Origin of the sequence: Marinomonas sp. BSi20584 (assembly GCF_002792415.1) — a bacterium.
GTDB classification, from domain to species: domain Bacteria; phylum Pseudomonadota; class Gammaproteobacteria; order Pseudomonadales; family Marinomonadaceae; genus Marinomonas; species Marinomonas polaris.
In genome coordinates this window covers 1-12603 of the sequence record NZ_KZ454907.1, presented here as the reverse complement: position 1 = coordinate 12603, position 12603 = coordinate 1, and the positions used below count along the sequence as shown (strand labels likewise).

At 46.4% G+C, this 12603-nt stretch carries 10 protein-coding genes; 7 read left to right on the top strand and 3 right to left on the bottom strand.

Translation table 11 applies throughout. The features are described 5' to 3' along the window. The first annotated feature begins 233 nt into the window (after window positions 1-233). The 3 genes from TY87_RS22570 to TY87_RS21990 all read left to right on the top strand — a co-directional run bounded on the left by TY87_RS22570 (window position 234) and on the right by TY87_RS21990 (window position 1227). Window positions 234-431 (top strand): hypothetical protein, encoded by a 198-nt coding sequence (locus TY87_RS22570; protein ID WP_157789941.1) that lies wholly within the window; start codon window positions 234-236, stop codon window positions 429-431. A 76-nt stretch (window positions 432-507) separates the two neighbouring features. Continuing rightward, a complete protein-coding gene (locus TY87_RS22565; RefSeq protein ID WP_157789941.1) occupies window positions 508-705 on the top strand; it encodes a hypothetical protein in 198 nt (65 codons plus the stop codon). Window positions 706-747: 42 nt separating this feature from the next. Next, the gene (locus TY87_RS21990; RefSeq protein ID WP_100188708.1) at window positions 748-1227 is read left to right on the top strand and encodes an REP-associated tyrosine transposase; all 480 of its coding nucleotides are present in this window, start codon (window positions 748-750) and stop codon (window positions 1225-1227) included. A 1530-nt stretch (window positions 1228-2757) separates the two neighbouring features. Here the strand turns inward: TY87_RS21990 and TY87_RS21985 are convergent. The 3 genes from TY87_RS21985 to TY87_RS21975 form a co-directional block, all read right to left on the bottom strand. Continuing rightward, entirely contained in the window at window positions 2758-3705 is a 948-nt protein-coding gene (locus tag TY87_RS21985; RefSeq protein ID WP_100188707.1) for a Wzz/FepE/Etk N-terminal domain-containing protein, read from the bottom strand. A 176-nt stretch (window positions 3706-3881) separates the two neighbouring features. Beyond that, window positions 3882-6491: an SLBB domain-containing protein gene (locus TY87_RS21980; RefSeq protein ID WP_100188706.1), complete on the bottom strand. Its 2610-nt coding sequence runs from the start codon at window positions 6489-6491 to the stop codon at window positions 3882-3884. 69 nt (window positions 6492-6560) lie between these two features. Next, window positions 6561-7898 carry a capsule assembly Wzi family protein gene (locus TY87_RS21975; protein ID WP_100188705.1) on the bottom strand — a complete coding sequence of 446 codons (1338 nt, stop codon included), beginning with the start codon at window positions 7896-7898 and terminating at the stop codon, window positions 6561-6563. A 357-nt stretch (window positions 7899-8255) separates the two neighbouring features. Between TY87_RS21975 and TY87_RS22670 the strand changes: the two genes are divergently transcribed. The 4 genes from TY87_RS22670 (at window position 8256) to TY87_RS21955 (ending at window position 12432) form a co-directional block, all read left to right on the top strand. Next, window positions 8256-8627 (top strand): hypothetical protein, encoded by a 372-nt coding sequence (locus tag TY87_RS22670; protein WP_198432171.1) that lies wholly within the window; start codon window positions 8256-8258, stop codon window positions 8625-8627. A gap of 66 nt (window positions 8628-8693) precedes the next feature. Continuing rightward, window positions 8694-9458: a YjbF family lipoprotein gene (locus tag TY87_RS21965; protein WP_100188704.1), complete on the top strand. Its 765-nt coding sequence runs from the start codon at window positions 8694-8696 to the stop codon at window positions 9456-9458. Beyond that, entirely contained in the window at window positions 9455-10210 is a 756-nt protein-coding gene (locus TY87_RS21960) for a capsule biosynthesis GfcC D2 domain-containing protein (RefSeq protein WP_100188703.1), read from the top strand. Before TY87_RS21965 ends, TY87_RS21960 begins: the two co-directional genes overlap by 4 nt. Beyond that, window positions 10210-12432: a YjbH domain-containing protein gene (locus TY87_RS21955; RefSeq protein ID WP_100188702.1), complete on the top strand. Its 2223-nt coding sequence runs from the start codon at window positions 10210-10212 to the stop codon at window positions 12430-12432. Before TY87_RS21960 ends, TY87_RS21955 begins: the two co-directional genes overlap by 1 nt. Window positions 12433-12603 lie beyond the last annotated feature (171 nt).

The window sequence follows — 12603 nt, the reverse complement described above, 5'->3', positions numbered from 1 at the left end:
TCGTACCTCGTCTCATCTGACCTACGGGATGAGTTGGTGTTGATCATGTGGTTGGTTTCGTGATGGTTTCGTAGGGCACCATTAGCACAGCGTAATGTGCCGTTTGATGATGCGGGTTGGGGATGTCAGATTACGCCTCGTGCCTCGTCTCATCTGACCTACGGGATGGGTTGGTGTGGATCATGTGGTTGGTTTCGTGATGGTTTCGTAGGGCACCATTAGCACAGCGTAATGTGCCGTTTGATGATGCGGGTTGGGGATGTCAGATTACGCCTCGTGCCTCGTCTCATCTGACCTACGGGATGGGTTGGTGTGGATCATGTGGTTGGTTTCGTGATGGTTTCATAGGGCATCATGAGCAGAGCGTAATGTGCCGTTTGATGATGCGGGTTGGGGATGTCAGATTACGCCTCGTGCCTCGTCTCATCTGACCTACGGGATGGGTTGGTGTGGATCATGTGGTTGGTTTCGTGATGGTTTCATAGGGCATCATGAGCAGAGCGTAATGTGCCGTTTGATGATGCGGGTTGGGGATGTCAGATTACGCCTCGTGCCTCGTCTCATCTGACCTACGGGATGGGTTGGTGTGGATCATGTGGTTGGTTTCGTGATGGTTTCATAGGGCATCATGAGCAGAGCGTAATGTGCCGTTTGATGATGCGGGTTGGGGATGTCAGATTACGCCTCGTGCCTCGTCTCATCTGACCTACGGGATGGTGGTGTAAGATATTTCTTGGGAGGGCATGGATGCCTAGATATATTAGAAGTAAGCGTTTTGGCGGTACGTTTTTCTTTACTGTGACGGTCAAGGATCGACATTCTTCTGTTCTGGTTGATCATGTTGATCTTTTACGTGAGAGTGTTCGATACGTAAAATCTCGACGACCATTTGATATTATTGCGTGGGTGGTTTTGCCCGATCATATTCACGCCATTTGGCGGTTGCCGGAGGGAGATAATGCTTTTTCCATACGGTGGCAGTTGATTAAGATGCTGTTCACCAAAAAGTTAAAAGAAAGAATGCATAACATGGAAAGTGTTTGGCAAGGTCGTTTTTGGGAGCATGAGATCAAGTCAGATAACGATTTAAGAGCCCACATCCATTATTGTTATTTAAACCCCGTAAAACATGGCTACGTTTTATCAACACGTGATTGGCCGTATTCTAGTTTTCATCGTGATGTGAAATTGGGATTGTTTGATATTCATTGGAATGGGGTATTTTAAAGCAAGTAAGTGTAATGTTCACAACCGTCAGATTATGCCTCGTTCGTCAGATCACGCCTCGTGCGTCAGATCACGCCTCGTACCTCGGCTAATCTGACCTACAAAACCTACAAAACCTACGGGGTGGTGGTTTGAATTGAGGTTTTTGTAGGGAACCATTAGCACAGCGTGATGTGCCGGTTGATGACGTGGGTTATGAATGCCTAGTCACGCTTCATGCGTCAGATTATGCCTCGTGCGCCAGATCACACCTCGTGAGTCAGATCACGCCTCATGCGTCAGATCACGCCTCGTACCTCGGCTAATCTGACCTACAAAACCTACAAAACCTACGGGGTGGTGGTTTGAATTGAGGTTTTTGTAGGGAACCATTAGCGCAGCGTGATGTGCCGGTTGATGATGTGGGTTATGAATGTCTGGTCACGCTTCATGCGTCAGATCACTCCTCGTGTGTCAGATCACGCTTCATGCGTCAGATCACTCCTCTTGTGTCAGATCACGCCTCTTGNTTGAGGTTTTTGTAGGGCACCATTAGCGCAGCTTGATGTGCCGGTTGATGATGTGGGTATGAATGCCTGGTCACGCTTCATGCGTCAGATTATGCCTCATATGTCAAATCACGCCTCGTGCGTCAGATCACGCCTCGTACCTCGGTTAATCTGACCTACAAGACCTACAAGACCTACGGGGTGGTGGTTTGAATTGAGGTTTTTGTAGGGCACCATTAGCGCAGCGTGATGTGCCTGTTGATGACGTGGGTTATTAATGTCTGGTCACGCTTCATGCGTCAGATTATGCCTCGTGCGCCAGATCACACCTCGTGAGTCAGATCACGCCTCATGCGTCAGATCACGCCTCATGCGTCAGATCACGCCTCGTACCTCGGCTAATCTGACCTACAAGACCTACAAGACCTACGGGGTAGTAGTTTGAATTGAGGTTTTTGTAGGGCACCATTAGCGCAGCTTGATGTGCCGGTTGATGATGTGGGTATGAATGCCTGGTCACGCTTCATGCGTCAGATTATGCCTCATATGTCAAATCACGCCTCGTGCGTCAGATCACGCCTCGTACCTCGGTTAATCTGACCTACAAGACCTACAAGACCTACGGGGTGGTGGTTTGAATTGAGGTTTTTGTAGGGAACCATTAGCGCAGCGTGATGTGCCTGTTGATGATGTGGGTTATTAATGTCTGGTCACGCTTCATGCGTCAGATTATGCCTCATATGTCAGATCACGCCTCGTTCGTCAGATCACGCCTCGTTCGTCAGATCACGCCTCGTTCGTCAGATCACGCCTCGTACCTCGTCTCATCTGACCTACGGGATGGGTTGGTGTGGATCATGTGGTTGGTTTCGTGATGGTTTCGTAGGACATCATGAACGGAACGTAATGTGCCGTTTAATGACGTTGGTTTTTCGCAGGGCATCATGAACGAAGTGTCATGTGCCGTTTGATGACGTGGGTTGGGAATGTCAGATTACGCCTCGTGCTTCGGCGAATCTGACATATGGAGTGCTGGTTGTGGTTAGTCTTTTTTGGTGAAGGCGAAGCGGATGAGTACGATGCCCATGCCTAGCATGCCGCCGAGTAGTACGGCGAGTACGCAGATTAAGGCGCGTTTCGGGCCGGCTTTTTCTTCTGGTACGACGGCTGGGTCGATGGTTTTAAAGGCGAATTCGTCTTGTACCTGTGCCAGCATTAGGTTTTTGGTTTGCTCTTCTATCAATTGATAAAAGACGGATTGCATGTCTGATATGCTGGTTTTTTGGATTTGTTCTTCTAGGTAGCCGATGTTACGGCGTGTTTCATCTAGCGACTCTTTTTTTACCCAGGCGTTTAAGTCGATCACCAACCAGTCCACCCATTGTTTGGCTATAGTGGGTGATAAGTGCGTAATAGACAGGGTTACTAGGCCGTTGTCTTTACTTTCGGATACAGCAATCAGTTTTTTGAACTCTTTGTAGGCTTCCCAATCGGTTGGTATTGGTGATTTCCCTGGTTCAACTTCACGGACCCATGTTTTGCCTTGCGCATCATATAGCTCAGGATTCAACTGTAAGGTATCTGTGGATTCACTCCATTTCTCCCCCGCCATTAGGGGAACCATTAGGTCGTATTTATTGATGAAGGCGTTAATAAATTGACGAGACTGGAGTATTGCTAGTGCCATAGCTTTGCTGTCTGTGCCACCGCCACCTAGGTTGATACCAGCCAAAGACGCTAAGCCTCCAAATTGTGCGGCCATGCCGGCCAAACCGCCGGATTTGTTATCATTGGCCGAGGCCAATACCGCTTCGGCTTTGTAAGTGTTGGGTTGAGATAGTGCATACAGCACGCCGCCTACGGCAAATACGAAGGTGGTAAATATGATGATCCATTTGCCCTTCCAAAGCGCTATAAACAGCTCTTTTAGGTCTATTTCATCGTCTTGCTGGTGATACGCTTGCGGAGGTAAGTTGTAATTATCAGCCATATTTAAATTAGGAAAAGTATGGATACTAGCTTTATTCGCTAACGCCTATCCTTTTCTGTTTTATCCTATTAAGTTCTATTAAGTAAGCGAGATAAGTTTTGCACTAAAACTCACCTCTGTTTATTTTGCCTACGACTCTCGCCCTGCTCTATCACACCGGGCTCTGCAACTCGAAATTAATCTTTAATAGCGCTCCACGCGACACCAATTTGATACAGTATCTGAGTAGCTGTAGATAAGGTGCTTAAGCCATCTAGGTAGTCGGTGTTGATCGGCACTATGATGGTATCACCAGGTTCTAATGGCGCGTAATTACGACTAAACCAAAAAGAGTTGTTCGGCAATTCAACCGAACCATTCGCTTTGACGATGTAAATACGGTCTGTGTCTGCCTGACGTTTCGTGCCGCCTGCCGAGCCAATGTAATCTTCCACAGTTAACACTGGGTTGTAGGTATGGTTGGAAGCAAACTGCACTTCACCCACTACGCTGACCACGGGGTTCAAGGCTGGTACGAACAGCTTGTCGCCTTTTTCTAACATCAAGTTCGCTAGAATGTCGCCTTTCATTGCATCATTAAGGTCAATAACCAAACGTCCTACTGGCACTACATTATCCAGCTGATCCACCACAGCAATGGCCTGCGCTGGATCTGACACCGAGGTTGAGCCTTGGCGACGCAACGACATGGCGCTAATTTCTTGTTTTAGCTGTGCGTTGATAAATTTCAGTCTTTCCGCTTCCTGACGCTTCAAGCTGTCACGACTAAATACTGCACCAGAAGGGTAAGCAAACTCTGTAAAGCCACCTGCCCGTTCTACCACGTCTTTTAGAGTTTCACCGCGTCTAAACGTGTAGGTACCAGGGAAAACAAATTCCCCTTGCAACTCAACGTCCATCCCCTCTTGCCAACTCGGTTGTGATTTAACCATTAGATGATCTTGTGCGATCAAGGCAACTGGGTACTTGCCACTTATAGCGTCTTTTAGTGAAAAATTAATACGATCAATAGTAGATTTATCGCCTTCCGTGTTGCGACGCGTTAACTCTGCCGATGATAAATAGGCATTCTGATTCAAACCGCCAGCGGCCGCGAGCAAAGAAGAAACACTGGTGTTTTTCGCTAATGGATAAAGGCCTGGAAATTTAACCGCCCCAGATACATCGATCACTTTTGCAGGGCTTCCGTAACTAGCCTGCGCCTTTAATCGTTCGATAATAGGTTTAAGTAACGCCTCTCGACTGGCTTTACGCAACCCAGACGCATTAGACTCGACTTCTTTATCGGCAATTTTTAAGGTGGCGTTTTCTTCAGCAATAACAACTGCCCCTGTTTCAGCATCTAGCACTTCACGTGTTTGGTCTACTGCGCCATCCGATTTTGCTTTACTGTTTGCATAAGAGCCAGACCAGTAACCTTGTGCCAAGCCATTATCAAACACAAATATTTGGTCTTTTTCTTGGAGCGTTAAATTTGCCGCCGAGCCTTGGTTCGTTAATGCATCCAACAGACTAAATTGATAAATTTCAACATCTTGATTGGCGTTTATCTCTCGCACCAATAGCGCATAGTTCAAATCGGCCGTTAGCTTTAAACCATCATCGATAGAACCAATAGCGTCACTTACTTTCATACCTTGTTTGAAGTTAAGCGCGCCTTGCCTGACCACTTCACCACGCACGGCAACGGCATTGCGTAGGGACGAGGAAGCGGCAGATAAGTTTACGTCATCGCCATTTTGTAGTTTAAAGTTCCGTCCTGCTGGTGTCGCAAGGTCCAAGTTAAACAGCTGCAATCCGTTTGCACTGGCTCGGCGCACGCTGACCCGCGACAAATATGCTTGAGGTTTTGCCCCACCGGCTAACGACAATAATTGCCCCAGTGTGGTATCGCCTTTGGCTTCATACACCGCTGGACGTGCCACTTGACCTTCTATAGTAATGCGGTTATCACGAAGTGGAATAAAAAGCGTATCACCCGATGATAGACGCAAGTCCTTCGAGGTGTCACCTTTGAGCAATAAGTCGTATAGGTCAAATTCTGATACCACTTGGCCTTTGCGCATTAATTTAATATGACGCAAGCTGCCAGATTTCTTTACACCGCCGCTAGCGATCAATGCTTGGGTAATTGTGGTTAAGCCGTTTACATTGTAGGCACCAGGCTGTATGGCTTCCCCGACGATATAGACCTGCATGGTACGCATGGCACCCATAGTGACAGATACATCTACACCGATGGTTTTGTTTTTAATTACGTCATTGAGCTGTTTGCGCAGCTGCGCGAATGTTTGCCCTGCTACGGCCACAGGGCCAATGTCAGGAAGGTTAATAGAGCCATCTCTGTCTATGGTTAAAGATAGATTCTGATTGTTTTTACCAAAAATCTGCACGCTAATAACATCACCTGGGCCCATTTGATAATCGAGCGGCACAGGCAAATTGTCCACTATGGTTAAACCTAAACTATTGTTACCAAACACATCGTAGCCAAACTGAGTCAAGCCACCACCACTGTCTGCTGCCGCTTGAACGGTAGGTGCTGGTTTTGCTTCGCTCACGACAGGCTCCAATACTGGTGCCTGTTGCACTGGGGCCGCTTCAGTATTGACCGCACCTCCAGTCAAAGCCCCAAGATCCACACCATATTGACGGGCTAGCGCCTCCTGTTGCGCCTTAGGCATACTCTGAAACTGGCTAATCTGCTCTGCGGTCGGTGTAAAAGCGAGTAGATTTCCCGCTAGCGTCATCATTAGTATTGGTAAGAGTTGTTTTTTAAGTCGCATACTGTGTGGTCTATTTAGGTTCAATAAAAATTTAATATTAGCTATTAACTGCAGCCGTAATGAATTTCACTAAAAGCGAAACTCATAGCCTGCCCATATATTCGTTTTGTTATCGCTATTCTGTGCCTGCTGGCGACTCGCCCCTACACGTACCATTCCAGCTAAAGCGGGTAAATTATACGTTAACTGACTGGTCTTTATTTTTTCATTGTCTTGTGTCGAGTTCTGGTAGCTTAATCCTATCTGATGATCGTTTTTAAGCTGCAAATATAAAGCGACCGAAACACTGTCGTCTAACATATAAGTTGTATTAGCAACGTCATCGGTTATAGAAGGATAGTTTCCTGATTTCCACGGGGTTGCATCATGTGCATCGGTAGATTGTTGCGACTCCAACACAATACGAGCGATGTTTTCCCCCAGCGGAAAGCTGCCCGTCCAACCCACCAACCAAGCGCCCAACTCAGTTTGGTTAGAAGTAGAAGCCGCTTCTGCATACACACTGTGATAAAAACTAGCCATGCTGGGTAAGGTCAGCTTCGCATCCAGCGCGAGCTGCTTTTCGTCTTGTATCGAATCAATACCGGAAAACCAGGTTTGGTAGGTAACACCGTATTCAAAAAGAGAAAAAGGCTTTGATACTAAACGTGTTGCACTGTGGTAATCGTAATCTGAACCAGATGGTTGGGCTAATATGCTTTCGACACTCCAAATACCCAAAATATTGTTCTCGCCAATATAACTAACACTTACATCTGGCGCCGCTTTAGCGTACGAACCTAAAATTAGATTATGTTGCCAGCCTTGCCCCCACCAACGATCAACATTTCCAACAGACCAAAGCCAAGCACCAGAGCTATAAGCAAGGTAACTATTGTCTATATTTAAGGTCGTATCGTCTTGGTATTCACTGTAACCCGCCGTTAAACGGTAAGAGAATGAGTTCCCTAGATGCTCAACGCTGGTATAAACGCCCTTTTCGTCTTCATTGAACTGACCAAAACCCGAAGGTACTGCAGGATTAGAACCATTTACCACTTTGAACAATCGATTACCACGATTCAATCTGGCTGTATTTAGCGTGTAAAGCAGCTGTTGGTTGGCGACTAATAAAACATCACGATTATGATTTGAATCGCTTAGGTCATCGCCAAATAAGGACCAACGCATGGGGTAATGATTAACGGGGGAAGAAATTTGACCAGAATCAGACAGTAACAGTAAAGATGAGCGCAAAAACGGATCATTGGCTTCCAACCAAGGCGACGCGACTGCAATAACAGAAGTGCAACCTAGAAACGGCACCAACAGTGCATTATGAACCAGTTTATTAGTGCGACAGCAACTAAGAAAACTTAGTTTTGGAGGACATAGAATCGGTTTTTTTTTAACATTAGAAGAGAACATTAATAGGTCACAGTTCCTTGTATTGATAGAGATAACGCTTTCATGAGCATGCTTCCTATCTGACTATTATTAAGATGCCGCACATAATGTCCCAAAACACAGCAAAAATAAAGGCTGCTTACTCAATGCTTTCACAAATGGCGGCATTTTTTTAAACATTGTTCATTATTGGCATTTGTCCGCTTAAGGCGCATTTCGCCAGCATTTAAGATCAGGCTTTATGGCGATAAGGCTAGAATTGATCAAGAAATTAACGAAAAGTCTGTTCATAGCGCTTACATTGTCATAAATCTTGATCTAAAATCGGTCAGGAAGTCTATTCTTCAAACATCGATGTTTAAATGATAAGGAAATATTATGAAACTTGTAACGATTGCTACTATTGTAGCACTTGGCCTAGCTAGCCAAGCATATGGTGAAGCGGCTGGTGCTGGAGCAGCCTCTACTGGTGGTGCTGGAGCGGGCGCAGGTGCTGCTGGCGCAGGAGCTGGTGCAGGCGCAGCGGGCGCAGGAGCGGGTGCAGGCGCAGCGGCAGCGGGTGCAGGCGCAGCGGCAGCGGGTGCTGGCGTAGCGGCGGGTGTTGGTGCAGCGACGGCTGCAGCAGTAGGTGGTTTGGCAGCAGCGGCAGCAGCGGCAGCAGCAGTGGCTGTGAGTGCAGCGGTTGCGTCAACGACAGACAGCAACCCAACTACTACCCCAGCTGTTGGTACAACGACTAATACAAATTAATACCTCCAAGCCACCTAATACCAATTAGGTGGCTTTTCTTTTCCCTTAGTTTGTATTGGTTGTTTCATGCGCTCTTTCTTTTATCCTCTTTATTCCCTTTTTTTTATTCTCGTATTGGCTTTAACGGGTTGTTCAGCCAACTTCAAAAGCAGCTTAGACTCGGCAAAAGCGGTGATTGGCTTAAACAACGCGATCACTCCTGAGTACATTACGTCTTTGCCTTATGCCAGTACCTTGGTCACTGTTAACGATACTCGTCCTTTGCTTTTGATTCTGACCTTTGTGGATTATAACCCCACCACCCAGGCTTACAGACTGACTTGGTTGAGTAAAGATTCTGGCAGTATCGTCACCGAAAACGGTCGTATTATTCAGACTGTGGGCTTTACCAGTGATAACTTAGAAGCATTAGCTTCTTTTGCTGGCAATAGCAGCCTTTCCGATCCGTTTATCAATACACTTCCCAAACCCAGTAGCACAATGTCATGGACGGTCAGATACGATTGGGCTCCTGGCTATCGCTATGGTTTTACCGCTCAAGTCACCTCACGCTCGCTTGGCATAGACACTGTGATAACCGAGCTATGGCGCCAAGACGCCGAGCAGATCGCTGAAACCGTCACCTTTAACAATCTAGATGCGCACTTTACCAATCTTTTTTGGCTTACGCCCGCCACGCCGACGGTTCGCCCCTTTGTGGTGAAAAGCATCCAATATTTAGGGCCTAACATGGACAAGGTGGAAATGCTGATGGTGAAACCCTTTATTGAACCGTTTAATAATGTCACAGCCACAACGCCCGATACCGACAACGAGGATTCGCCATTATGATGCCGTTTTCTACGACGCCTTATCTAAAAGGGCTATTCCTGATGTGTATGCTGTGTCTCGCTACATTGTCACAGAATGCTAAAGCAGATAACGCCGTTATTACGCTACTGCACAATCAAGTTACCCTGTCCTACCCACAAGAAGTGCGTTTTTTACAACTATTACAGGATGCTTATTCTCAGTCGCAATACCAGATATACCCACTTGGTAGCGCATTGATCAACCCGAATAAACAATCCATAGTCACCAACCAAAAACGTGCTGTTTTGCGTCAACTGGCTGCTATAAACACGCCTGCTGCGAAACATATCGCAAACTACCTCAATCGGTTAAATTTGGTTTATCACGAAGATATGGTCTTCGATTTTACCAAGGTTCGCATTAAGCCCAAGCTCAATCCCCTAGTAAAAGGCGAATATTCACTGCTTTTGGCACAACGCCCAAATCACATTACAGTGTTTGACGCGGCACAGGATCTGGTTAAGAAGGTTCCCTTGAATAAAAGCGGTGAACTTCGCGACTACTTGGCGCAATTCTCTGGCGCAACCAAAGAACAGCAGCCCTATGATTCGGTTTGGATTATTCAGGCTGACCGGAGCATTTATCAAGCCAAAGACTTACAGTGGAAAAACACCTTATATTTTCTCAGCCCCGGCGCTATGGTGTTTATTGGGCTGCCAAACTTGTCCGATGAATACCGCGATTTAAATGCCAATATCGCCCATCTGTTTGCTTTTCGCTTGGAGCTATAATGTCATTTAAACGCTTTTCTTTGACTACTCTTGTTACTGGTCTTGTCACAGGTTATGGCTGTTTGCTCAGTGGCGTGCTGTACGCAGAAGACACAGACTATTTTTCTCTGCCTTTTCAAGGGCCACAGCTTAAAGCCTCCCAAATGGATCTTGGTGGTGTAGGTTTGATCCAAATGCCATCTGGCCGCATGGCCGACGAAGGCGCGTTCAGTTTTGGCTATAACGACAACAGTGAATATACCTTTTACACTATTTCTTTACAGTTAATGCCTTGGTTAGAGACCACTATCCGTTATACCCAAGTGGAAGATCTGCTGTACAGCAACAGTGAAAGCTTTAGTGGTGACACAAAGTACGCAGATAAAGGCATTGATGCTAAATTAAGGCTGTTAAAAGAAGATCAATGGCTACCAGAAGTATCCGTCGGTTTGCGCGACCTTGGTGGCACAGGACTGTTTGATGGCGAATTTCTCGCCGCTACCAAACGCTTTTCGACCGATCATTATGGTGAATTTGACGTTACTCTAGGACTAGGTTGGGGATATTTCGGAACCCGGGGTAATATTAGTAACCCTCTGTGTAATGCAGCAGACCGATTCTGTAATCGTATTTCAGGGTATTCTGATAATGGTGGCTCTATCGACTACGACCGCTGGTTTACAGGCCCAGCGTCCTTGTTCGCGGGTGTGGAATATCAGACACCTTACGAGCCTTTGCGTTTAAAACTGGAATATGATGGCAACAACTACAGCCAAGATTATCCAGTTACTCGTGGTGGTGTGGACATGACACCCAAAACACCTTGGAACTTTGGTGCGGTTTATGAGGTAAGTGATGGCTTTGATCTGCGTTTAAGTTATGAACGCGGCACGACTGTGGCGCTGGGCTTTGTGTTATCAACCAATCTTAATACCTTGAAAAGCCCATGGATAGACAACGAGCTACCCGCGATGGGCACTGATCAAGCTGCCACTTTAAATGACGTGGATTGGCCAGCTCTGGACCGTGAATTAGAAGACATCGCAGGCTATAAAACCAGCAAGGTGTACCAACAAAACGATGCGGTGACCTTTGTCACGCAACAAACAAAATACCGTGATCGTGATGTCGCCACCGAAAGAGCGGCAGCCGTGATGGCAAATCACTTGCCAACGAACGTGAGCGCTTACAAAATCATTGAAGAGTCAAACAATATTCCCGTGAAATCGACCAAGGTGTCGGCGCGTGCTTATCGTAAAATCGCGGCTGTAGATTATTTCAATCCATCGATTAAAGACGCCATTATTGAGTTACCACCAGAAGACATTAATGATGATCCTTTGTACGAAAACGTTGAACGCTTCAATTACGGTTTTAGTCCAAATTTAAGCCAATCCTTCGGCGGCCCAGAAAGCTTTTATATATACAGTATCACCATGAAAGGTGGCGCTTCTTACTGGCTTAGCCGAAATTTGGAATTATCCAGCTCTGTGTCGATTAATCTATTAGATAACTACGATAAGCTTAATTTTGACACTCCTTCGGACGGCACATCTAATTACCGTGTTCGTACTCTAGTGCGGGCTTATGTACGTGACAACGACGCCAATTTGAATAACCTGCAGCTGACCTGGTTTGATCGCTACGGAAGCAATTGGTATCAGCAAGTCTACGGCGGTTATTTAGAAACCATGTTTGCTGGGGTCGGTACGGAAGTCTTGTATCGTCAGCCTAACTCAAATTGGGCAATTGGTGCGGACATCAACGCGATCTCGCAGCGTGACCCCGACTCAGTGTTTGGTGTTTTCTCTGATGAAAATGCCTACGGCAATGGAACCAAAGTACTGGCAAGAGGCACGACAGGACATTTGTCTTTTTATTATCAACCTGAATGGTCGTTTTTAGAAGACACTCTATTCCGTATCGACGTGGGTAAATTTCTAGCCGCTGACGTTGGTGCTCGCTTTGACTTTTCTAAGCAATTTGACAGCGGCATGATCATCGGCGCGTACGCCAGCCGAACCAACATGTCCGCAGAAGATTTCGGCGAAGGCAGCTTCACCAAAGGGTTTTATCTGTCTATTCCGTTCGACACCGTCTCACTTAAACCGACTAACAGCCGAGGCAACCTAAACTGGCAACCTATCACCCGTGACGGCGGCCAAATGCTAGGAAAACGCAACAGTTTATATGGCATAACCGATATGGTGTCACCTTGGTACCAACGACCTGCAAAGAACTAATGCAAGTCATGCTTTAGCGCGTCAAGGATTTTGATTTGGTGTCATTAGACTTTTGACGGCCTAAAGGCCGACCTACATGTGATTTGGTTTTTTATGTAGGTCGTGATTCAGACTTTATGTAGGTCGTGATTAAGGGTTATGTTTTTTGTAGATACCATCTCTCCTAATCAG